Source organism: Streptomyces sp. NPDC036822, from assembly GCF_055609145.1.
The window spans coordinates 121,964-144,150 of the sequence record NZ_JBVJPY010000005.1; the positions used below are offsets into that span (position 1 = coordinate 121,964).

At 74.3% G+C, this 22,187-nt stretch carries 21 protein-coding genes; 7 read left to right on the forward strand and 14 right to left on the reverse strand.

Annotation, left to right across the window (positions count from 1 at the left end; genetic code table 11):
* Nucleotides 1–202 precede the first annotated feature (202 nt).
* Nucleotides 203–874 (reverse strand): endonuclease, encoded by a 672-nt coding sequence (locus ACZ68P_RS13820; protein WP_471005738.1) that lies wholly within the window; start codon nucleotides 872–874, stop codon nucleotides 203–205.
* A 93-nt stretch (nucleotides 875–967) separates the two neighbouring features.
* On the opposite strand from ACZ68P_RS13820, the gene ACZ68P_RS13825 reads away from it, so the two are divergent.
* Both ACZ68P_RS13825 and ACZ68P_RS13830 read left to right on the forward strand, forming a co-directional pair.
* Complete coding sequence (locus tag ACZ68P_RS13825) at nucleotides 968–2,194, forward strand: ROK family protein (protein WP_365714890.1); 1,227 nt, start codon at nucleotides 968–970, stop codon at nucleotides 2,192–2,194.
* A gap of 119 nt (nucleotides 2,195–2,313) precedes the next feature.
* A complete protein-coding gene (locus tag ACZ68P_RS13830) occupies nucleotides 2,314–3,078 on the forward strand; it encodes an SAM-dependent methyltransferase (RefSeq protein ID WP_471005740.1) in 765 nt (254 codons plus the stop codon).
* A gap of 198 nt (nucleotides 3,079–3,276) precedes the next feature.
* Here the strand turns inward: ACZ68P_RS13830 and ACZ68P_RS13835 are convergent, their stop codons facing one another.
* The 4 genes from ACZ68P_RS13835 to ACZ68P_RS13850 form a co-directional block, all read right to left on the reverse strand.
* Nucleotides 3,277–3,870 carry a DUF4865 family protein gene (locus ACZ68P_RS13835; RefSeq protein WP_471005742.1) on the reverse strand — a complete coding sequence of 198 codons (594 nt, stop codon included), beginning with the start codon at nucleotides 3,868–3,870 and terminating at the stop codon, nucleotides 3,277–3,279.
* A gap of 21 nt (nucleotides 3,871–3,891) precedes the next feature.
* Nucleotides 3,892–4,470 carry a TetR/AcrR family transcriptional regulator gene (locus ACZ68P_RS13840; protein WP_471005743.1) on the reverse strand — a complete coding sequence of 193 codons (579 nt, stop codon included), beginning with the start codon at nucleotides 4,468–4,470 and terminating at the stop codon, nucleotides 3,892–3,894.
* Between the two features lie 387 nt (nucleotides 4,471–4,857).
* A complete protein-coding gene (locus ACZ68P_RS13845; protein WP_471005745.1) occupies nucleotides 4,858–5,460 on the reverse strand; it encodes an ATP-binding protein in 603 nt (200 codons plus the stop codon).
* A 219-nt stretch (nucleotides 5,461–5,679) separates the two neighbouring features.
* Nucleotides 5,680–5,994, reverse strand: a complete 315-nt coding sequence (locus tag ACZ68P_RS13850; RefSeq protein WP_471005747.1) for a hypothetical protein — start codon at nucleotides 5,992–5,994, stop codon at nucleotides 5,680–5,682.
* A 173-nt stretch (nucleotides 5,995–6,167) separates the two neighbouring features.
* Here ACZ68P_RS13850 and cds1 point away from each other — a divergent pair, with 173 nt between their 5' ends.
* Nucleotides 6,168–7,397, forward strand: a complete 1,230-nt coding sequence (gene cds1 / locus ACZ68P_RS13855; protein WP_471005748.1) for an L-cysteine desulfhydrase Cds1 — start codon at nucleotides 6,168–6,170, stop codon at nucleotides 7,395–7,397.
* Here cds1 and ACZ68P_RS13860 read toward each other — a convergent pair.
* The 3 genes from ACZ68P_RS13860 to ACZ68P_RS13870 are packed head-to-tail and all read right to left on the reverse strand — an operon-like array spanning nucleotide 7,357 to nucleotide 9,203.
* The gene (locus ACZ68P_RS13860) at nucleotides 7,357–7,857 is read right to left on the reverse strand and encodes an SRPBCC family protein (RefSeq protein ID WP_471005749.1); all 501 of its coding nucleotides are present in this window, start codon (nucleotides 7,855–7,857) and stop codon (nucleotides 7,357–7,359) included. The genes cds1 and ACZ68P_RS13860 overlap by 41 nt on opposite strands.
* A 55-nt stretch (nucleotides 7,858–7,912) precedes the next feature.
* Nucleotides 7,913–8,362: an SRPBCC family protein gene (locus ACZ68P_RS13865; RefSeq protein ID WP_471005750.1), complete on the reverse strand. Its 450-nt coding sequence runs from the start codon at nucleotides 8,360–8,362 to the stop codon at nucleotides 7,913–7,915.
* A gap of 22 nt (nucleotides 8,363–8,384) precedes the next feature.
* Nucleotides 8,385–9,203 carry a DeoR/GlpR family DNA-binding transcription regulator gene (locus tag ACZ68P_RS13870; protein ID WP_471005751.1) on the reverse strand — a complete coding sequence of 273 codons (819 nt, stop codon included), beginning with the start codon at nucleotides 9,201–9,203 and terminating at the stop codon, nucleotides 8,385–8,387.
* A gap of 136 nt (nucleotides 9,204–9,339) precedes the next feature.
* On the opposite strand from ACZ68P_RS13870, the gene ACZ68P_RS13875 reads away from it, so the two are divergent.
* Nucleotides 9,340–11,835, forward strand: coding sequence for a hypothetical protein (locus ACZ68P_RS13875; protein WP_471005753.1), 2,496 nt, complete (start codon nucleotides 9,340–9,342; stop codon nucleotides 11,833–11,835).
* Here the strand turns inward: ACZ68P_RS13875 and ACZ68P_RS13880 are convergent.
* The 4 genes from ACZ68P_RS13880 to ACZ68P_RS13895 all read right to left on the reverse strand — a co-directional run bounded on the left by ACZ68P_RS13880 (nucleotide 11,805) and on the right by ACZ68P_RS13895 (nucleotide 16,391).
* Entirely contained in the window at nucleotides 11,805–14,240 is a 2,436-nt protein-coding gene (locus tag ACZ68P_RS13880) for a right-handed parallel beta-helix repeat-containing protein (protein ID WP_471005754.1), read from the reverse strand. The genes ACZ68P_RS13875 and ACZ68P_RS13880 overlap by 31 nt on opposite strands.
* Before the next feature lie 82 nt (nucleotides 14,241–14,322).
* Entirely contained in the window at nucleotides 14,323–14,931 is a 609-nt protein-coding gene (locus tag ACZ68P_RS13885) for an Rv1733c family protein (protein WP_471005756.1), read from the reverse strand.
* Between the two features lie 131 nt (nucleotides 14,932–15,062).
* Nucleotides 15,063–15,887, reverse strand: a complete 825-nt coding sequence (locus ACZ68P_RS13890) for an MOSC domain-containing protein (protein WP_471005758.1) — start codon at nucleotides 15,885–15,887, stop codon at nucleotides 15,063–15,065.
* A gap of 36 nt (nucleotides 15,888–15,923) precedes the next feature.
* Nucleotides 15,924–16,391, reverse strand: coding sequence for a DUF6643 family protein (locus ACZ68P_RS13895; RefSeq protein ID WP_471005759.1), 468 nt, complete (start codon nucleotides 16,389–16,391; stop codon nucleotides 15,924–15,926).
* 237 nt (nucleotides 16,392–16,628) lie between these two features.
* Between ACZ68P_RS13895 and ACZ68P_RS13900 the strand changes: the two genes are divergently transcribed.
* Nucleotides 16,629–17,924, forward strand: coding sequence for a TerD family protein (locus ACZ68P_RS13900; protein WP_471005760.1), 1,296 nt, complete (start codon nucleotides 16,629–16,631; stop codon nucleotides 17,922–17,924).
* Here the strand turns inward: ACZ68P_RS13900 and ACZ68P_RS13905 are convergent, their stop codons facing one another.
* Nucleotides 17,925–19,112 (reverse strand): glycosyltransferase, encoded by a 1,188-nt coding sequence (locus ACZ68P_RS13905; RefSeq protein ID WP_471005761.1) that lies wholly within the window; start codon nucleotides 19,110–19,112, stop codon nucleotides 17,925–17,927.
* Between the two features lie 58 nt (nucleotides 19,113–19,170).
* Between ACZ68P_RS13905 and ACZ68P_RS13910 the strand changes: the two genes are divergently transcribed.
* Complete coding sequence (locus tag ACZ68P_RS13910; protein ID WP_471005762.1) at nucleotides 19,171–19,956, forward strand: glutamate racemase; 786 nt, start codon at nucleotides 19,171–19,173, stop codon at nucleotides 19,954–19,956.
* 61 nt (nucleotides 19,957–20,017) lie between these two features.
* Entirely contained in the window at nucleotides 20,018–20,662 is a 645-nt protein-coding gene (locus tag ACZ68P_RS13915; protein WP_471005764.1) for a hypothetical protein, read from the forward strand.
* Between the two features lie 292 nt (nucleotides 20,663–20,954).
* Here the strand turns inward: ACZ68P_RS13915 and ACZ68P_RS13920 are convergent, their stop codons facing one another.
* Nucleotides 20,955–22,022: an O-antigen ligase family protein gene (locus ACZ68P_RS13920; protein ID WP_471005765.1), complete on the reverse strand. Its 1,068-nt coding sequence runs from the start codon at nucleotides 22,020–22,022 to the stop codon at nucleotides 20,955–20,957.
* Nucleotides 22,023–22,187: the final 165 nt, after the last annotated feature.

Here is a 22,187-nt window from a genome sequence, read left to right on the forward strand (position 1 = left end):
GCGGGAGGGCGGAATCGGAAGGACGTTTCCAATGCTTCTCGGCCTGCCGCACACCCGGTTGCCCCCGGGTGTCCTGGGAGGCCGCAGGGGCATCACGGGCCTCGGACGCGTCACGGGCCTGAAGGGCTTCACGGGCCTCACGAGCTTGAGGGGCCTGGGGGGCTTCACCCGTCTCCGGGGCCGCTTGCGCCTCAGGGTGCCCTCAGGCCTCCCGCCCGGTGCCCGGAGCCGCGTTCTCCGCATGCTGGGCGGGGCGGTCCAGGGAGGCACGGACCAGAGCCGCCGCCAGGGCCGGGAGGTCCTTGCGCGGGACCAGCTCCGCCAGTGCGGCGCGATCGGCGGGAAGGCCCGCGCGCCGCGCGCCCTCGAGCGCGCGGTCGTCGAGGTAAGGGCTCACCTCCGGCCAGACCGCCTGCGCCTCGCGCAGGAAGATGTCCGCGCCGGCCGGGCCGATCCCCGGCATCTCGCACAGCGCCGCGCGCAGCGCGTCCACGTCCCCGTCGGCCTCGGCCCGCATGCGGCGCAGATCACCGCCGTACTTCTCGAGGAGCAGCTCGGCCTCTTCGCCCAGCTGTGTCGCGGTCCGCTCGTCGTACCGCCGGTAGCCGCCCTCGCCGAGCGCGTCCACCCGCTCCTGCCAGGTCGCGTCCCGCATGGTGCGGGGGCTGCGCATGCCCGCCGAGAACAAGGCTCTCGCCGCGGCCACCGCCGTCGCCGCCCGGATGCGGGCGCTCAGCAGATGGGCCAGCACGAGCAGTTGGTACATCGGCTGAGGCGTGTCCTTCACCCGGATCCCGGCCTCTTCGGCGTACGTCCTGCCGGTCTCGTCCTCCAGCAGGGCCCTCGCCCGCTTCGCCGCTTCGGAGCGTGTCATGACACCTCCCGCACCGCATGATGTCGCCGCGCCGCTACCCCCTCAGCCCTCGCCGAAACCGGACCCCTGCCCGATCATGGGAGACTCGCCCCCATGAACGGCAAGGCGACGACGACCAAGACACGTCTGGACAGGGGGCGCGGCGCGCTCGGACCCGCGCTGGAACTGGTGCACACCGGCCGCGCGCCCACGCGCGCCGTCCTCACCGCCGAGCTGGGGGTCACCCGCGCCACCGCCGGAGCCGTCGCCGCCGAGCTGGAGGCGCTCGGGCTCATCCGGGTCGACTCCAACCCCGGCGCGGCCGCCGGCTCCCAGGGCCGTCCCTCGCACCGCCTCGCCGTCGCCGACGAGGGACCCGTCGCCCTCGCCGCCCAGGTCCACGCCGACGGCTTCCGGGCCGCGCTCGTGTCCCTCGGCGGAACCATCGTCGCCACCGCCCCCGGCTGCGTCACCGTCTCCGCCGATCCCGCGCAGGTGCTCGGTGCCGTCGTGGAGGCCGGCGCCGCCCTGCTCCGCGAGAGCGGGCGCCGCTGCGTGGGGGCCGGGCTCGCCGCGCCCTCGGCCGTCGCCGAACCCGAGGGGACGGCGCTGAACCCGCTCCACCTCGCCTGGCCGGCCGGAGCGCCGGTACGGGAGATCTTCGCCGAGCGCGTCCGCGCGGCCGGCATCGAGGGCCCCGCCTTCACCGGCAACGACGTCAACCTCGCCGCCCTCGCCGAGCACCGGCACGGCGCCGGCCGGGGCGCCAAGGACCTGCTCTGCGTGGCCACCGGCCACCGGGGCGTCGGCGGGGCCCTCGTCCTGGACGGCCGCCTGCACACCGGCAGCGCGGGTCTCGCACTCGAAGTGGGACACCTCACCGTCCACCCCGAGGGCCGTCCCTGTCACTGCGGCAGCCGGGGCTGCCTGGACGTCGAGACCGATCCGCTCGCCTTCCTCACGGTCGCGGGGCGCGCGCCCGGTCCCGAGGTGTCGCTGCTCCAGCAGGCGCGCGACCTGCTGCGCACCCGACCGGACGATCCAGGGGTACGGGCAGCGACCGAGGAGCTGATCGACCGGCTCGGCCTCGGGCTGGCCGGCCTGGTGAACATCCTCAACCCCGACCGCATCATCCTCGGCGGCCTGCACCGCGAGCTGCTCGACGCCGACCCCAACCGGCTCCGTGCGGTCGTCGCCGACCGCAGCCTGTGGGGCCGCAGCGGCGGCGTACCCATTCTTCCCTGCACCCTCGACCACAACAGCCTGGTCGGGGCGGCCGAGTTGGCCTGGCAGCCGGTCCTCGACGACCCGCTGGCGGCGCTCGGCAGACCGGAGTCCTAGGCGCCGGACCGGGGCAGGGCGCCCGGACCGGAGGCCCGGCCCTTCGGCGCCCCGAGCCCGGCGCGGCGCTTCGGCGAAACGGGTGGTCAGGCGACCGACGCGCGAACTAACGTCCGGGCATGACTGAAACCGATCTTCCGCCCCGACTCGGCGCCCTCACCTTCCACGGTCCGCTCTCCGAGGCCCGCGCCGACCGCCTGATCGAGCGGCTCGCCGCCGCCGCGCCCTCCACCGTGCTCGACATCGGTTCCGGCTGGGGTGAGCTCCTGCTGCGTGTCCTGGAGGCCGCGCCGGGCGCGACCGGCGTCGGCATCGACATCAACGCGGAGGACCTGGCCAGGGGCCGCGTCCTCGCCAAGGAGCGGGGGCTCGCCGATCGGGTGGAGTTCGTCGAGGAGTCGGCCCTCGGCACCACGCGTGGGCCCGTCGACGCGATCCTCTGCCTCGGCTCGAGCCAGGCCCTCTGCGACCCGGATCAGCCGCACGACCCCGCGGCCGCCCTGCGCGAACTGCGGCGCCTGGTCACGCCCGGTGGACGGGTGGTGCTCGGCGAGGGGTTCTGGGAGCGCGCGCCGACGGACGAGCAACTCGCCGGCATGTGGCCGGGCGCGCGGCCCGAGGACCATCTTCCGCTCGGCGGCCTGGTGGACCTGGCGATCGACGCGGGCTTCCGGCCCGCCTGGATCGAGACGGCGAGCCGGGAGGAGTGGGAGGAGTTCGAGTCGGGCTACCGCCACGAGACCGAGGTATGGCTGGCCGCCCACCCGGACCACCCGCTCGCCGCCGAGACCCGCGCGCGCGTGGACCGGCAGCGCTCCGCCTGGCTGAACGGATATCGCGAGGTGCTCGGCATCGCGTACCTGACCCTGGTTCCGGTCGTCTGACCACCACCGGCGCGGGCGTCCCCGCCCGCGCCGACGGCCCGGCCCAGGCCCCGGCTTCCCGCGCCCGCTCCGGCTTCCCGCGCCCCCTTGGCCCGGCATCCCGTGCCGGCCCTCGCCCCGGCGTCCCGCTCCCGGCCCGGCATCCCGCTCACGCTCCCCGACCCGCCCACGCCCCGGCGTCCGGCGCCCGCGCGCGGATCACCCCCGGTGCGGCGCGCCCAGCCCGGACCGTTCCGGTGCCGAGAGGTGCAGGACCTGGAAGCGGTCGGCGTCCGGGTCGTTCGGGGCGTCCGGGGCGGCGTCCGCCCGGAGGGTGAAGTGCAGCAGCTCCCAGTGGCGCGGGTCCACGGCCAGGGCGCTCGCCACGACGCCCGCGGCCGCCGCTTCCCGCGCGTGGAGGGCGAGCGCTTCCGTCACGGCCTGCGCGGGCGCGATCCCGGCCGGCACGGCGACCTTGCGGCGCGTGGCGGTCCGCGGCGCCGCCGTGGACGCCGGCCCCTCCGCGTAGGCGAGGCCCGTCCAGTGCTGCACCACCGGTCGGCCGAAGTCGTTCACGATGCCCTGGAAACCCGGCCCCCACAGGAAGGCGTTCATGCCCTCGGGAGTGTTCCAGAGGTAGAACGGCGCGTACTGGTTCACCGGCGAACCGTCCTCCCGCTCCCGCATCAGATACGCCTTGACGCCGAGGCCGGGGAAGTCGTCCAGCAGAGGCCCCTTCGTGGCGACCCGCTCGCGGATGACGCCCATGTCGTAGTCGGCGGGCAGGGTGATCTCGTACTGCATGGCGTGCATGGGGCGGTCTCCGGTTCCTTCTCAGGCGGTACGGGGCGCGAGCAGCGTGAGCAGACCGCGGACGGCCGTGTCGAAGGCGGCCGGGGAGCCCGACGCGCGGGCGAGGACGTAGCCGCCCTGCAGGGTCGCCACGATCGTGGCCGCCAGCTCGTCCGGATCCGCCGGCCCGGCGAACTCTCCGTCGTCCAGGCCCTGCCGCACGATCTCGGCCAGCCGGCCGCGCAGCCAGGCGAGCGTCTCGTCCACCGGGGCGCGCAGCTCGTCGTCGGACATGACGTCCGGATCCATGGTCAGCCGTCCGACCGGGCAGCCCCGCAGCACCTCCCGCTCCCTGAGGAGGTACGCCTCGATCCGCGCGTACGCCGGTCCTTCGCCGCTCAGGACCGCCTCCGCCCGCCCCCGCAGCTCCTCCGCGGTGCGTCGGATCGCCGCCAGCGCCAGATCGGGCTTTCCCGTGAAGTGGTGGTACATGCTGCCCTGGCCGGCTCCCGCGGCCTGCTGGATCGCCTTGGGGCTCGTGCCGACGTATCCCCGCTCCCAGAGCAGCTCGCGGGTCGCTTCGATCAGTCGCTCGGACGTGCTCATGACCGCAGTGTACATACCAGTAGGTACAGAGCGGGGGGCGTGACGGAGGCGGGGCGAGCTACGGCCCAGGGCGTCGTACGGACGAAGCCGCCGCCCGTACGACGCCTTGGGCCACCCGCCGGCGTGAACCTCGACGGAGGAACCTCGGGGCACCGGCGAGAGACGACCGGGTGCCGACCCCACAACCGACTCGCGACACCACTCGCTACATGACGAGTACTGGCGCCGGCTGACCGTCCTGGGGGAGCAGTTCGGCCGCACCGCCGCCACGGGGCGGACGGTCTGACCCCCGCTCCCGCCCCGCGACCGGTCCCGGCCGGGCTGATCCCCGCCGCCCCGCGCCCGGCCGGCCCCCGAAGGGCGCGGGGCGTGCGCGGGCAGGCGTCGGGGCGGGGTCCGGGATCAGCCCGCGAGGGCCGAGCGGGCGGCGGCCGGCGCCCGGACCGGCTCCGTCGGCGTGCCGAAGGGGACACCGTCCAGGCTCGTGCCGTGAGCGCCGCCGAAGCGGCTGTGGCCGGCGAAGGGGCCGTCGGTGGTGGCGCCGTAGACGGCGTGCAGCCGGGAGGGGAGGGCGATGGTCGGGGCGGGGGCGGGAAGGGTGAACCACACGACCTTCCCCTTCTCGCCGTGCGGGCGGATGCCCCAGCTCTCGCTCACCGCCTCGATGATGGCCAGACCGCGGCCCGAGGTGGCGTACTGGTCGACGGCCTCGGCGTTCCGCGACCCCGCCGTACCACCGAAGTCCGGTATCCGCGGGTCGCTGTCGTGGACCGAGACGGTGAGGCGGTCGAGCATCAGCTCGATCTCCACGGTGCACATCTTGTCCGGCTGTGCGTGCCGGTGGACATTGGTCAGCAGCTCGGTGACTCCGAGCGCCGCATGGTCGATCAAGGCATCGAGATGCCAGTAGCGCAAATGCGCCGAAACGATTCTGCGGACCTGACCGATCCGCGACGGCAGGGCCTGGAGCTCCACCGTGCAGTGCCTTCTTGGCTCGCTGATCACGGCTGCGACTCCCCGAAGTAGGTCCGGAAGAAGACGAAGGATCGGATCTTTCATGCGCTGCGCACGGCGGCGGCGGGCTGGATCACAGCGTCACCGCCGGTAAACCCTCAGTGAGGTGGTTCCAGCGTGAACCAGGTGTGACGGCTCCGCAACTCGCGGCGACCTCATCCGGCCGCCCACCCTCGGCGCTCTGCGCGCGGGGCAGCGCTCGTCGGTCCTTCAGCGCCCCTTCGAGGCCTTTCGCAACGCTTCGAGGAAGCGGCCGGGGCCGGACACGTGGTCCCGCGGGCCGTCCATGGTCAGGCGGTAGCGCGTCCCGTTCACCTTCGCGACCGTCTCGTCCGGCTTCGCGAACCACGGCCGGCCGGCCCGGACCGCGCTCACCGGGGCGCTGTCGATCTCGCTGCCGTAGCTGGTCAGCAGCGACAGTCTGCCGTCCTCGATGCGGACCTCGCCCGCCCGGGTCAGCGACCGGGGCCACCGCTCGATGCGCACACCCGTGGCCGTGAACTCGGGCTCCTTCGACTCGCTCACTCCGCCCCCTCCGCTCGTGATGTCCCCCCAGTGTGCCGGGCGGGCGGCGGCCGCACCAGGGGCCCTCCCGCAAGGGAATCCTATGGAACCCCAAAGCGAAGGTTTGCGCAGGTGAGGGGGCTATCGTCGGCAGTGGGGGCAACGTGTGGGGCCGAAGAGAGGGACGAGGACGCATGAGCACCACGGAGAACGACGACACCGTGAGAGGCACCGCGCCACAGGCGGTGAACGCCGCGCCCCGCACCGGGGCGCACGCCGCGGACACCGCGCCGAAGGCCGCCGAGGCCCGGAGCACGGCAGGCGCCGCCGGCACCGTCGACGTCGACCGCAGCGACGCGGAGTACCGCGCCTGGCTCAAGGACGCCGTCCGCAAGGTCCAGGCCGATGCCAACCGTTCGGCCGACACCCACCTGCTGCGCTTCCCCCTTCCGGAGACGTGGGGCATCGACCTCTACCTCAAGGACGAGTCGACCCACCCGACCGGCAGTCTCAAGCACCGCCTCGCCCGCTCGCTCTTCCTCTACGGCCTGTGCAACGGCTGGATCCGTCCGGGCAAGCCGGTCATCGAGGCGTCCAGCGGCTCGACCGCGGTCTCGGAGGCGTACTTCGCCAAGCTGATCGGCGTGCCCTTCATCGCCGTGATGCCGCGCACCACCAGCCCCGAGAAGTGCCGGCTGATCGAGTTCCACGGCGGCCGGTGCCACTTCGTCGACGACTCGCGCAGGATGTACGAGGAGTCGGCCGCCCTCGCCGAACGCACCGGCGGGCACTACATGGACCAGTTCACCTACGCCGAGCGGGCCACCGACTGGCGGGGCAACAACAACATCGCCGAGTCGATGTACCAGCAGCTCCGCCTGGAGCGGTACCCCGAGCCCGCCTGGATCGTCGCCACCGCCGGGACGGGCGGTACCTCCGCCACGATCGCCCGCTACGTCCACTACATGCAGCACGACACCCGGATCTGCGTCGCCGACCCGGAGAACTCCTGCTTCTTCGACGGCTGGACCCGGGAGGACCCGCTGGCGACAGCCGACTGCGGCTCCCGTATCGAGGGCATCGGCCGGCCCCGTATGGAACCCAGCTTCGTGCCCGGCGCGATCGACCGGATGATGAAGGTCCCTGACGCCGCCAGCGTCGCCGCCGTCCGCGCCCTGGAGGCCGCGATCGGCCGCAAGGCGGGCGGTTCCACCGGCACCGGACTGTGGAGCGCGCTGAAGATCGTCGCGGAGATGGTCGCGCGGGGCGAGACCGGCAGCGTCGTCACCCTCCTCTGCGACCCGGGCGACCGCTACCTCGACAAGTACTACTCCGACGCGTGGCTGACCGAGCAGGGTCTCGACATCGCGCCCTACGCGGCGGCTATCGACCGGTTCCTGGCGACGGGTGCCTGGCCGGAGTGAGCCGCAGGTCGAGCCGGCGCATCGCGTCGCGGAAGGACCGGCCCACGCCCGGACGGGCCAGCCGCATCACGGTCAGGAGGGGCGCGGGGCCGTCGACGGCCATCGTCCAGCGGACCCGAGTGCCCGGCCCGGCGGGGGACAGCGACCAGTCCTCCACCATGGCGCGTACGGCCGGGGCGTTGGTCTCGTCGACCCGGTAGGCGTAGCGCCTCTCCGGATCGGCGGCCATGATCGTCTCCTGGAACCGCACCCCGCCGCGCAGCCGGACCGTGCGGCCCGTGCCCCCGCCCGTCGGGCTCGCGGAGAGGACCGCCGTGAACCACGAGGGCCAGCTGCCGACCTCCTCCGCCAGCGAGCGGTAGACGGCGTTCGGCGGGGCCGCCAACTCGGCCGTGAAGGCCAGACGCAGGGGTGCGGAGGCGGCGAAGTCGAGTTCCACGAGCCTGAGTCGGCGTGCCATGGGCCGTACCTCCCAGAGGCGGGGCAGAAGTCCGCACACCATAGCTGGCGGCCCGTCAGATGCCCAGGAGTCCGTCCAGCACGCGGCCGAACAGCGTCCGCCCCGCCCGCGCCACGACGGGATCCAGCGCGCGGGGAGCCCCGCGCACCCCCACCTCCTCCGTCCATACCGCCCGGGAGCCACCCGCGGGGGTGCCGAACACCTCGATCATCGCCCGGCCCAGCACCAGGCGGCCGTGCTTCTCCACGGCGCACACCCCCGGCCGCGCCCGCGACCCCTCTCCGGACGGCGGCTCCCAGCGCACGACCTCCATCGGATCGTCGAAGCCCAGCCGCCCGATCCCCGTACGCGCCACGAACCGGGTCCCCACACCGGTGGGGCCGGGGGTCAGCACCCGGATTCGGGTCAGCGGCACCCCGGCGGCGTGGGCCGGCCAGTCGGTCAGGCGCCGCCAGGCCTCCGGGGCGGGCAGGGCGGTGGTGCGTTCGATCCGGAAGACGCTCACCCGCTCATGGTGCCCCGCCCGCTCACGTTTCCTCACCCGCCACGACGAGGCCCGGCAGATGCTCGGACATCTCCGCCCGGGTCCGCTCCGACAGGCCCCGGTCCGTCACCAGCGTGTCCACCTCGCGCAGGCCGGCGAACGAACTGAGTCCGACCGTGCCCCACTTGGTGTGGTCGGCGATCACCACCACCCGGCGTGCCGAACGCATCAGCAGCCGGTTGGTCTCCGCCTCCGCCAGGTTCGGTGTCGACAGACCCGCCTCGACCGAGATCCCGTGCACTCCGAGGAACAGCACGTCGAAGTGGAGCGAGCGGATCGCCTGGTCGGCCACCGGGCCCACGAGCGCGTCCGACGGCGTACGCACCCCGCCGGTCAGCACCACCGTCGCCGTACCGGCACGAGCCTCGGCACCGGGCCGGTGCGCCGCGTGGAAGACGTCGGCGACCCGGACGGAATTGGTCACGACCGTCAGCTCCGGCACCTCCAGCAGCTGCCGCGCCAGGGCGAACGTGGTGGTGCCTCCCGAGAGGGCGATCGCCGCACCCGGCGTGACCATCCGGGCCGCGGCCAGGGCGATCTCGTCCTTCGCGCCCGCCTCGAGGGCGGACTTGGCCTCGAACCCCGGCTCGTGCGTACTCGCCTCGACCACCGGCACCGCGCCGCCGTGCACCTTCTCCACCACGCCCTGCCGGGCCAGGGCGTCCAGGTCCCGCCTGACCGTCATGTCCGAGACGTTGAGCCGCCGCGTCAGCTCGTTGACCCGGACACCGCCGCGCCGCCTGACCTCGTCCAGAATGAGGGCGCGCCGTTGCTCCGCGAGGAGATTCTGATGGTCGCTCACCACCGGGTGCCGATCCTTCCGAAGGGGACTGGGGGATTGCCGACGGATTACGTCAGAGGCCCTGCGCAGGCCCACGGCCTTCCGCGATCCTGTTGTCTGCCGTCGCATACTCCCATCCAGAGAGCGAGACACCGAAGTGTCCCCTGCCACACCTGCCCCGAAGAGCGGGGGTGCGGCCCTCGAACTCCTCGTCCACGGGGTCGGCGGAGCCACGCCGCAGGACATGCTGGACGACCCGCGCACCGTACGGGTCACCGGAGACACGACCGCCGCCATGTACCGCCGGGCCGACGATCTCGACGCCGAGGAGCACCCCGAGCGCTACGCCGAGCGCCCCGTCCCCGAGGCGTACTGCTGGTCCAACCTCACCTCCGGCAACGGCGCCCGCGCCCTGTGGCTGCTGCTCCTGCCGTTCATGGTCGTCAACCTCGCCCACTGGATGCGACCGCCCGCCCACGGCCGGCCCGGCCTCCTGCGGCTGTACGGCGTCCTGGTGCGGCTGGTCGCGCTCACGCTGACGGTGCTGCTCACCGCCGCCGCCTGCGAGGTCGCGCTCGACCTGACGGCGTGGCAGTGCGCCGGCGTCGCCGCCTGCGCGGAGGACCGCTCCTGGCTCGGGTTCCTCTCCGCAGAGCGGGGCGGCTGGTGGTCCCAGCCGGGCCGGCGCCTCGCTCTCGCCGCCGTCGTTCCCGCCGTGCTCGTCGGACTGCTCTGGTACCTCTCCAACCGCACCTGGAGCGCGTACGAGGCCCAGCGCCCGCCCACCGGGTACGACGACCCGGGCGCCGAGACCCCGCAAGCGGCCGCGGCCGCGACGCGGGTCGCGCCCGCCCCCGACGCCGACTCCTCCGACGCGGAGGCCGCCATCGTCGACCCCGCCGAGGCCGACGCGGCGGCCGACGCCCCGGGCGGTCAGCCGCCCTCCTGGCTCCGGCCCGCGCTCGGGCGCCCCGGCTTCTGGTACGGGCGCCGCATCGTCGCCCGCCTCCGCGCCGCCCATACGGCCGCCGGCTTCCTCACCGTGGCGGCGGCCGTCACCGGCGCCGCCGTCCGCCACGACCTGACGGCCGCCGATCCCTTCGGGGAGAGCCTCGGCCGCGGTCTCCAGGCCGGTCTCGTCGTCCTGGCGGCGGTCGTCCTCTGGGTGGTGTGCCGCCGCGGCCGCAGCGACAAGCGTCTCGACCTGCGGGTCGAACGCGCCCTGGTCTCCTGGCTGCCGGGCGCCTCCCTCGTCCTGCTGCTGTTCGCCCTGGTGTACGCGGGGTGGTCCCGCCCCGGCTGGCGCTCCACCGGCACCCTCCCCGGCGACGTCGCCTTCGGCGCCCTCACCCTCGCCCAGGGCGGCCTCGTCGTCGCCCTCGGCGTCGTGGCGCTCCTGCTGCACCGGCCCCACCGCCATCCCCGTACCGCCATGTACGGCCTCGGCGGGCCCGCCGTCGCCATGCTGGCCTGCGCCCTCGGCGGCGTGATGTCCGGCGGCGTCGCCCAGCGCGTCGCCGACTGGCTGGACGGGCCCGCCACCCCCGGCATGGGGGAGGGGCCGCTGATCGGACCGCCCGTCCTGCTGAGCTGGCAGGCCTCCGTCATCCCCGTGCTGCTGCTGATGCTCCTCGCGCCGTGCGCCTTCCTCGCCCTGCGGACCGCCCGGGCCGCCCGCCGCCTCGGGCCCGTCGTCGAGGCCGACTACGGCACGAAGGACCCCGACCCCGTCCGTACCGGACGCATCGCCGCCGGCCGGGCCCGCGCCGGCCTCACCGACACCGCGCCCGCCCTGGTCGGCATCGTCTCCGGGGCCACGCTGCTGCTCGGCGCCGCCTCGGTCGCCGGGGCCTGGGCCAGCGACAACGTCCCCGGCCGCGCCTTCGACGGCGCCCACCCCGCCGTCGCGTCCGCCGCCCACACCGCGCAGGCCCTCGGCTCCTGGATGATCGGCTTCGGCTTCATCCTCTTCGTCACCTGGGGCCGCCGCGCCTACAAGGACGCCTCGGCCCGCCGCACGATCGGCATCCTCTGGGACGTCGGCACCTTCTGGCCGCGCGCCGCCCACCCCTTCGCCCCGCCCTGCTACGCCGAACGGGCCGTCCCCGACCTGACCTGGCGCATGCGCTCCTGGACCCGGCACACCGGTGGCCGGCTCGTCATCTCGGGCCACTCCCAGGGCAGCGTGCTCGCGGCGGCCGCCGTCTGGCAGCTCCCGCCCGCGACGCGCAAGCGGGTCGCGCTGCTCACCTACGGCTCTCCGCTGGAGCGGCTCTACGGCCGCTGGTTCCCGGCCTACTTCGGCCCCGACGCCCTGCGCGGACTGCATCGCACGGTGCACTGCTGGAGCAACCTCTACCGGGCCACCGACCCCATAGGCGGCCCGGTCCGGGTGCCGGCCGAGGGTGACAAGCCCGCCGTCGACTGCCCCGTGCTGCTCGACCCGGTCGCCTACGGCCGTACCCACGCGCACCCGCTGCCCGAACCGATCCTGGGCCACTCCGACTACCAGGCGCACCCGTCGTTCGCCGCCGAACGCACCGGTCTCCTGGACCGGCTGCCGCCCACCCTGCCCCGGCAGCGGAGCGACGAGGACGGGCGCGGCACCGACGGCCCGGCGGCTCAGGGGAGTTCGGGCAGGTCCTCCGGATAGAGCAGGGTCAGGTCGTCCGTGTCCGCCTCGGCGAGCACGGCGACCCGGCCCGCGTGCCGTTCGACCATGGACTCGAACGTCTGCCGGGCCGTACGGCCGTTGCCGAACGCCGGGCCCTTCGGCAGTTCGCCGAAGTACTTCCGCAGGGCCTCGTCGGTGCCCGGCGCGAGCCGGTACTCGTGCTCGTCGGCCTGCTGCTCGACGATCCGCACCAGCTCGTCCGGTACGTAGTCGCTGAAGGTGATGGTCCGCGAGAAGCGGGACGCCACACCCGGGTTGACGGTCAGGAACCGCTCCATCTCCGCGGTGTAGCCGGCGACGATGACGACGACCGCGTCCCGGTGGTCCTCCATCAGCTTCACCAGCGTGTCGATCGCCTCGCGCCCGAAGTCCCGCCCCGAGTCCTCCGGGGAGAGGGCGTACGCCTCGTCGACGAAGAGCACTCCGCCGCGCGCCCGGTCGAACGCCTCCTGGGTCCGGATCGCGGTCGAACCGATGTGCTCGCCCACCAGGTCGACCCGCGACACCTCGACCAGGTGCCCGCGCTCCAGCACACCGAGCGACGCCAGGATCTCGCCGTAGAGCCGGGCCACCGTCGTCTTGCCCGTTCCGGGGTTGCCGGTGAACACCAGATGGCGGCGCACGGAGGCCGCCTTGAGCCCCGCCTCCTGCCGTCTGCGCCCCACCTCGATCATGTTGGTGAGCGTGCGGACCTCGAGCTTGACGCTCTCCAGGCCCACCAGCGCGTCGAGTTCCCCCAGCACGTCCTGCGAGGAGCGCGCCAGGGCGGGGGCGGGGGCCGGCTCGCCGGCCGGTGCCACGGCCGGCGCGGACGCGGCGGAGCGCGGACCGGGGACGGTGCCGAGCAGCCCGGCCGTCCGGGTCGCCGCCGCGTTCGCGGTGAGTACGGTGCCGGCGTCCGCCGGAGCCGTCCGCACCCCGCTCTCGTCGCTCGTGCAGTCCTCCACCACGGGCCCGTCCTCGGCGAACTCGTATCCGCCACGTGCGCACCGCTCCGTGCGACAGGCGCGCAAGGTGGTGCGGCAGCCGTCCATCACATGGAAGCCGTACCCGCCGCTCCCGGTCACCCGGCAGCCGAGGAACGAGCCCCGCCCCTCCGCCGAGACGTAGAAACCGGCCTCCGCGGGTGAGGTGACCGTGCACCGCTCGATCGTCGGATCGGCGCCCTTGGTGACGATCACTCCGGTCTGTACGGCGTCGATGGTGCAGTTGGCCAGCGTGCCGCCGCTGCCGTGGTCACGGAACCAGGCGCCCGTGGACGCCTCGCGGATCCGGCAGTCGTCCAGCTGCGCGGTCGCCCCGTCGCTCACGGAGACCGCCGTGTTCCGTACCTGCGACAGATCGCTGTCGACGACATCGGCGCGCGAGCCCCGGTCGAGGACGAACAGCGCGTCCGGCACGTCGTGCACCCGGCAGGCGTCGAGCACGACCGTCGCCCCGTCGCTGACCCAGACCGCCGGATAGTCCCCCGTACTGTCGTGGATCTCGCACTGGTTGGCGTCCACCCGGGTGCCCGGGTCCCACACCGACAGGCCGTTGCGTCCGAAGCGGCGCACGGTGGAGCGGGTGAGCGTGAGGACGGAACGCGAACGCAGGTCGACGGCGTTCTCGGGAATGTCGTGGATGTCGCAGTCGGAGAGCGTCAGGACCGCGTCCGTGTCCAGGGTGACGCCGTCGGCCGAGGTGCGGTGCACGGAGGAGTCGGTGAGGTGGGCGGTGGCACGCGCGGCGATCTGCAGCCCGGCGCCCTTGATCTCGTACACCTCGCAGCCGATGCCCTCCAGGCCGCTGCCCTCGCCGTGGACGGCGATCCCCGCGCCGGAGGCGTGGTGGACCCGGCAGCGCTCCAGCCGGGGATGCGCGCCGCCGCGCACGGAGACCCCGGACTGGCCGGCCGAGACGATCTCGCACTCCTCGAACACTCCGCCCGCGCCGTCCAGTACGGCGATCCCGACCCCGGCCGGGTTGTCGACGGTGCAGCGCCGGACGGTGGGACGGGCCGCGCCGCGGACCTCGACACCGGCCGCGGAGCGGGTCACGATCCGCAGGTCGAGCAGCTCGGGCGTGCCGTCCTCGACCAACAGCGCGGGCGCGGCGGTGTCCTGGCCCTCGATGTGCAGGTCCTGCAGGGTCGCCGAGGCCCGGACGGTGAGGGGTACGCCGTCGACGGGGGCGATCCGGACCGAGCCGAGCCCGCCCTCCGGTCCGCGCAGCGTGACGGACCGCTGGATGACGAGGTTCTCCCGGTACGTGCCGGGCGCGACGGTGAGGACGTCGCCGTCCCCGGCGGCCTCCAGAGCTGCGGCGAGGGAGGCGTACTCACCCGTGCGCCGCCGCCACCGCGATGTGCCGGTGTGCGTCACCTGGACCGTGCCCTGTGCCATGGGTGTGTTCTGCCCCCGCCTCATGCGTCGCCGCTGATCCGATGCCCCACCGTAGCGCGCGCGGGCGGGCGGGGTTGACGAGTCAGCTGCCCGCGCCCGTGCGGCCCCAATCGGGACCGGCCCTGGCCCACGCACGGTCGAGGCGTGCGTACCGACGGTGTACGAGACGTCGTACGACCACGCGCCTGGCGGCCTCCAGGAACACCGCCGTCAGGGCCGCCGTGAACAGCCCCACGATGACGGCGTGGGCCCGGGCGGTCTCCTTCTCCATCGGCGCGGCCACCGGGCGTCCGCCCGGATCGGTCCAGAGCCGGAAGGTGTCCCCCGGGTCGGAGAGCTCCCGCCGGGTGGACACCGTCTCCGTCCGTACGGTCCCGTCGGGAGCCGTCCAGCGCGCCACCACGGCCCTGCGGAGCCGCGCCTCCTCGGCCGCCTCGGGGTTCCGCGGGTCCTGCGCCGGGGCGTCGGTGATCCGGACCACCCGCGCCGTCGTCGGGTGCCGGTGCTCGTGCTGGGCGCGCACGGCGGTCTGGAGGGAGGCGTCGGTGCGCGTGGCGGAGATCCAGCCGGCGGCGGGCACGGCGCACAGGAGCAGCACGAGGGTGGTCAGCGCGACCCATGCCTCGATCAGGTCCGTGGCCCGGCACAGGGGATTACGGCGCCAGCACCAGACCCCGGTGGCTGCCCGCACGGCTCGCCCCCCCTCGTCGTCGTCGCTCTCCCAACGAGTCTGACCCCGAGGCGGGTTCCCCGCCCGTCGGGCGGGACACGTGACGCGTTACCCGGCTCCCGCCGGGGCTGCCCGCTCGGTTCGGCCGGGGTTCAGTCGAGGATCTTGACCTCGTCGCCCACCCGGATCGTGCCGGTGTGTTCGGGGACGAGGTTCTGTCCGAAGATCAGCCGGCTGCCGTCCTTGCGGTACCGGGAGAGGGTCCGCAGCGGCTCCTTGCCGCGCGCGGCGGTCTCCTGGTCGGTGGTGGTGACGACGCACCGGCCGCACGACTTGGCGACCCGGAAGGTGACCTCGCCGATGGCGAGCCGGGTCCAGTCGTCCTCGGCCCAGGGGGCGGTGCCCGAGAGGACCACGTTCGGCCGGAAGCGGTTCATCGGCAGGGGACCCTCGGCGGCGTGATCGCCCTGCGCGATCAGCGCGTTGAGGGCGTCGAGGGAGGAGGAGGTGGTGGCCAGCAGGGGGTATCCGTCCGCGAAGCTCACCGTCTCGCCCGGCAGCGCGTAGGCGGGGTCGATCGGACGACGGTGCGCCGGCTCGTCCATGTGCACCAGCCGGACGTCGGTCTCCAGGAACGCGCTGAACCAGGCGTCCGCGTCGGGGCCGGCCGGGACCGCCTCGACGGGGGTGTCGAAGACCTCCACCCGGATCGTGGACGACGGCCGCGGCACCTCGATCGTCAGGGGCGTGCGGCCGGGGGCGGACACCCTGACGGCACCCCCCGGCAGCGGCTCGGCCGACCCCAACGCCATCCGCGGGTGACGGCGTTGGGTCACGACCTTGCCCGACGCGTCCACGACGGTCCAGCGGCGGTCGTCGGCCAGTCCCCATGGCTCGACCTCCGCCTCGGCGCGCGCGACCCCGCGCAGCGCCTTGACCGGGTGGACATGGACGGAGCGCACGACAGGAATCGACATGCCGTCATCCTGCCAGCCGCTCCGTACCGGTGTCGGTCAGTATCCACCACCCTGGTACGGGCGGTTGTAGGGGTCGTCGTACGGGGCGGGCGCCGGGGCGGGCCGTGCGGCCGCCGGGCGCATCGCCTCGTACCCGGTGGCCACCGGACGCTGCGGCTGCTGGGGCTGGACGCCCGGGTAGCCGCGCGGACCGGCCGGCTGCTGCGGGATGTACGGCGCCGGAGCGTGCTGCAGCGGGACGGGGGCCATCTGCTGCATGGGCTGCGGATAGCCGTACGCACCGCCGTAGGACGGGGTGGGGTGGCTGGGTGCCGCCGGGAGGGCGGGCAGGGCCGACGGCAACGCCGGCAGGTAGCTGTTGCCGGTGTCGTAAGCGGAAGGCACTCGGATCGGAGCGATCTGAGGCGTGCCCCGCTCGGCGACCAGGGAGTCGTAGATCGGGGTGTCGGGGAACGACGGCGCGGTGTAGTAACCGCCTCCGTAGGTGGAGCGCGGGGAGGTCATGGCACATAAGTTAAGCCCACGATGTGCTGGTTGGGGAGCCCGATAAGAGGGTTGTTTGACGGGTTCCGAGCGACTGTCGATCCACAATGCGAGCGAACGTGACAAAAACGGTCGCCCAGAAGAGCGTCGATCTTGAAAAGCCGAGCTGGGGAGGGGTTACCCACGGGTCGGCCGGGTCGGTCCGGCATGCCCGGCATTAGGTTGACGTAAAGAAATCTTGATGTCCGAGCGGCCGTGATGGGGGCGAGCGTGTCCATGCTTAAAGGAGCGAATGTTCCGGTGCACGCGCGGAAGGTGCGCGTGGAATTGGGGTGGCGTTCAGGTGCGGGTGTGCCGGATGTCGACGCCTCGGCGCTACTCCTCGTGTCGGGGAAAGTGCGCTCCGACGCCGACTTCGTTTTCTACAACCAGCCCCAGCACTCCTCCGGAGCCGTCCGGCACGAGGGGAAGCGCCCGCCCGGAGACGGGGGCGGCCCGGTGACGGACACCGTGGCAGTGGATCTGGGGCGGGTCGAGCCGGCCGTCGAGCGGATCGTCCTGGCCGCCTCCGCCGACGGCGGGGCCTTCGGAAGCGTCCCCGGGCTGTACGTCCGCGTGGTCGACGCGGACGGCGGGGCGGAGATCGCCCGGTACGACAGCACCGACGCCACCGTGGAGACGGCCTTCCTCCTCGGGGAGCTCTACCGTCGCCAGGGCGCCTGGAAGTTCCGGGCGGTGGGACAGGGATACGGCTCGGGCCTCGCGGGCCTGGCAACGGACTTCGGCATCACGGTGGACGAACCGCAGCGGCCGGCGGCCGCGCCCCCGTCACCGCCGCCGGCCGTGCCGAGCGCCACGCCGGCGGTCACCCCGCCACGGCCGGCGGCCGCACCGGCCCCCACACCACCGCAGCCCGTCCGCCTCACGAAAGTCACCCTGACGAAGGAATCGCCGACCGTCTCCCTCGCCAAGCAGGGCGCCACCTCCGGCGCCCTGCGCGTGAACCTGAACTGGCAGACGCGCAAGCAGTTCACCGGATGGGGCGCCAAACTCGGCCGCGCCGTCGCCCAGCACGCCGACCTCGACCTCGACCTGTGCGCCCTCTACGAACTCACCGACGGCCGCAAAGGCGTGGTCCAGGCGCTCGGCAACGCCTTCGGCTCCCTCCACCAGCCCCCGTACATCCATCTCGACGGGGACGACCGCACCGGAGCCCTCGCCGCGGGCGAGAACCTCACCGTCAACCTCGACCACCGGGACCGGCTCCGCCGCGTCCTCGTCTTCGTCACCATCTACGAAGGCGCCCGCAGCTTCGCCGATCTGCACGCCACCGTCACCCTCCAGCCCCAGCACGGCGCCCCCGTCGACTTCTCCCTCGACGACTGCACCGTCCCCTCGACGGTCTGCGCCCTCGCCCTCCTCACCCGGGAGAACGGCGACCTGGTCGTACGGCGCGAGGCGCGCTACCTCGTCCCGCAGCGCGGGGTCAGCCCCCAGCGGACGGTCGACCAGGCGTACGGCTGGGGCATGAACTGGACGCCCGGCCGCAAATGACTACGGGTCGGGGGCGGTGTGCGGACGGGCGTACGTCCGGCCCTTCCACGCCGCCCCCCGGCCGCGGTAGTGCTGGACGGCCGAGTCCACCGTCATCAGGAGGTACAGCAGGGCGGTGAAGGGAAGGGTGAGAGCCGTCCAGAGCGGCTGACGGTAGTAACGGAGCATCGGAACGTACGTCCCCGCCATCACCGTCCAGGCCGCCGCCCCCGCCACACCCGCCACCGCGTCACCGCCGACCACTCCCACCAGCAGCGCCACCGGCGGCGCCAGATAGACGACGGCCAGGCCGGCCACCGTGCCGGCAAGGACCAGGGGGTTGTGGCGCAGCTGGGCGTACGCGCTGCGCGACACCATCCGCCACAGGTCCGCGAGGCGCGGATAGGGGCGGATGCTGTCGACCCGCTCCGCCAGACCCAGCCAGATCCGCCCGCCCGCCCGACGCACCGCCCGGGCCAGGGACACGTCGTCGATCACCGCCTGCCGGATCGCCTCCGGCACGCGCGCCCGCTCCGCGGTCTCCGTCCGCAGCAGGACGCACCCGCCCGCCGCCGCCGTGGCGCGGGGACGGCGGCCGTTGATCCAGCGGAAGGGGTAGAGCTGGGCGAAGAAGTAGACGAAGGCGGGGACGACCAGGCGCTCCCAGCCGCTCGCCACCCGCAGCCGGGCCATCTGGGAGACCAGGTCCAGGTCGTTCGCCGCCGCGGCGCCCACCAGGAGCCGAAGACTGTCCGGCTCGTGCGCGATGTCCGCGTCGGTCAGCAGGAGGTACTCCGGCTTCCGCGCGCGGGCCAGCGCCATTCCGTGGCGCAGCGCCCACAGCTTCCCGGTCCACCCGGCCGCCGGTTCGCCCGGGGTCACGACGGTCAGCGGCAGCCCGCCGTACCGCTCGGCCAGCCGGCGCGCGAGTCGTCCCGTGCCGTCCGTGCTGTTGTCGTCGACGAGCACCACCTCCGCCTCGCCCGGATAGTCCTGGGTGAGCAGCGACGGCAGGCTCAGCGACAGCACCTCCGCCTCGTCCCGCGCCGGTACGACGACGGCCACGCGCGGCCAGTCGCGCGGCTCCCCGCGCGCGGGGCCGACGTTCTCGGGCAGGCGCTGGTCCGTACGCCAGAAGAACCCCTGACCCAGCAGCAGCCACCCCCAGGCGGCCAGCGAACCCACGGCGATCCAGGCAATGGCGCTCATTCGCCGCAGTCTGCCCCAGATCGCCGGGGATGCAAGGGTGGTCGGCTAGGGTGACCGGGTGAAGATCGCGCTCATGGACTCCGGAATCGGCCTGCTCCCGGCAGCGGCCGCGGTTCGCCGCCTGCGGCCCGACGCCGATCTCGTCCTCTCCTCGGACCCCGACGGCCTGCCCTGGGGCCCGCGCACCACCGAGGACCTCACGGTCCGCGCGCTGGCCGTCGCCCGCGCCGCCGCGGCGCACGAGCCGGACGCCCTGATCGTCGCCTGCAACACCGCCTCCGTCCACGCCCTGCCCGCCATCCGTGCCGCGCTGGAACCGGGGATCCCGGTGATCGGCACGGTCCCGGCGATCAAGCCGGCCGCCTCGGACGGCGGGAGGATCGCCATCTGGGCGACACCCGGCACCACGGGCAGCCCGTACCAGCGCGGGCTCATCCGCGAGTTCGCCGACGGGGCCGAGGTCACCGAGGTGCCCTGCCCCGGCCTCGCCGACGCCGTCGAGAAGGCCGACCCGGCGGCGGTCGAGCGGACCGTCGCCGCCGCCGCGGCCCTCACCCCGCGGGACGTCCGCGCCCTCGTCCTCGGCTGCACCCACTACGAGCTGGTCGCCGAGCGCATCCGTGCGGCGGTCCAGCACACCGACCTCCCGCCGGTGGTTTTCCACGGTTCGGCCGGGGCAGTCGCCGCACAGGCGCTGCGCCGTATCGGCGCCGAGCCCGCCCCCACCGCGGCCCCCGTCGGCGACCTGACCGTGATCCACAGCGGACGGCCCTCCCGGCTGCCGGCCGCCGCCCTGAGCTACGCCGAGGGCCGTCTGCTCGGAGTGGCGACCCCGGCTCGCTGACGTACACCCGGGTGCGGCGGGCGCCGAGCCGCGTGAGCGGAGTGTGAGTAGGCTGCGAGCCATGAGGGACCATCGCCGTCACCCCCACCATCCCCGGCCCCTGAACTCCGACGTTCCGGTTCCCGAGGTGTGGACCGGCCGCGCGACCAACCGCATCCAGTGGGTCCTCGCGATCGCGGGCGCCGCCTTCGTCGCGCTCGGCATCGAGCTGGCCGTGGACTCCCCGTGGACGTCCGGTATCGCCCCGCTGCTCATGTCGGTGATCGGGTGCGTGGCGGCGGGACTCCTCATGATGTTCGGCACGCTCGCGTTCGTCCATGTGGCGGTCAAGGTCGACGACACCGCGATGGAGGTCCGCTGCGGCCACGTCGGCCTTCCGCGCCGCCGGATCCCGCTGTCGCAGGTGGTCGGCGTCGAGGTCGCGCCGGTCACACCGCGTCACTGGGGCGGCTGGGGCTACCGCTGGCGCCCCGAGAAGGGCACGGGGGTCATCGTCCGCCGGGGCGAGGCGCTCGTGCTGGAACTCGACGGCGGGCGCGTGTTCACCGTCACGGTCGACGACGCGGAGGAGGCGGTCCGCGTCATCCGCGACCGCCTGGGCCGTGGCGCCACCGCCGCCCCGGCCGTGCCCGGGGAGCCGATCGCCCCCACCGGCCCCACGATCCCCCCGGCACCTCCGACCCCGACGGGGCCGACGAGCGCGTGAGACGGGCGGAGCCGTCGGCCTCGCGCTGAGCCGTGGGCCGGGGCCTCACGTGTCGTCCCGTACGCCTAGGCCCGGGCCCGTTCCGCACGCGCCCAGAACGACGGCCGGTCCGGGGCTCGTCCGGTACGTCAGGCCCCCGCCCGTTCCGTACGCCGTCGTTCTCGGCGCGTGTTCCGTTGCCCGCTTCCGCGCCGGTCTCGTGGCTCTGCCGGCGTCCGGGCGCTCATTCCTGACGTCCGCCCCCCGCGCCGGAGCCTCGCCGCGCCGTCGGCGTCCCCCGGCGCTCGCGGGCCTACGCCTCGCCCCGTACGCCGGCCCGCCATCCGCCGCCCGGGTCCGGGGCGGGGGAGCGGGCCGTCGCGAGGCCCGCGAGGAGGCCGATGCCCGCGGTCACGGGTGTGAAGCTCAGGGCGTTGCCCACCGTCGCCAGGGCGGCGAGCGCCGTCAGGGTGGCCCCGGCCGTCAGGACCACCGCCGTCGAGCGCGGCGAGACTCCCAGGCCCCACACCAGCCAGCCGTACGCCGCACCGAGGAGCACCACTCCCGGCACGCCCTGCTCCGCCGCCTGCTGGAGCGGCGCGGAATGCGGTTTGCCGTCCGCCGCGAGCGTCTCCCGGGACGTCGGGCTCAGCGCCCCGAACCGGTCGGGACCGGCGCCCAGGAGCGGGTTCTCCTCCGCCAGCGCCACGGCGTCCCGCCACAGCAGGACCCTGTGGCCGGTCAGCTGGCCCTCCAGCGACACCGTGAGGCCCTCGGGCAGGGCGTCCTCCGCCACCGCCCAGGACGCCCCCACGACCAGGCCCGTCGCCAGCACCAGCCCCGCGAGACCGAGGGCCCGGCGACGCATGCGTACCGCCGCGAGCGAGCAGAGCAGGACCCCCAGCGCCGCCAGCGCGCCCACCACCGAGCCCAGCGCCATCGCCACACCCGCCACCGCGAGCGCCAGCCCCCGCAGCACCAGCCGCGCGGGCCCCGAGCCGGCCGCCACGGCCGCGCAGCAGGCCGCGCCGGCCGCGAGGACGAGCAGCGCGGCGGTCGCTCCCGTGTGCCCCGGCGGCACGGAAGCCGCCGGAGTGGCACCGGGCACGCCGGGTCCCGAGGCGAGCGCCGGCCCGAGCGCGGCGAGCGACGCGGCCGCCGCCGCGGCGACGGGCAGGAGGGTGCCGCAGATCCGGCCGCAGGCGTATCCGGCGGAGAGGGCGAGGACGGCGAGGAGGATCCCCTCCGGGCGGGCCTCGCGTCCGGCGGCGCTGACCAGCGACCACGCCGCGCAGGCGCCCAGGATCACCACCCCGGCGACGTCCGGCGCCCGGCCGCGCTCGCGCGCGGCCACCCGCTCAGCCGCAGGTGGTGCAGTCATCCCCGTCGACCCCCGATCAGCCTGGCGGACACCGTAACGGGGGCGCCGGGGGTTTGTGGAGGGAAAGCGCAGAAACGTTGCAGCGGAGGGGGGTGGCGACGCCCCGCCACACGAGGAAGAGGTCTGGACCGGACTCCTGCCCTCGGCGGGCCGCGCCGTAGACTC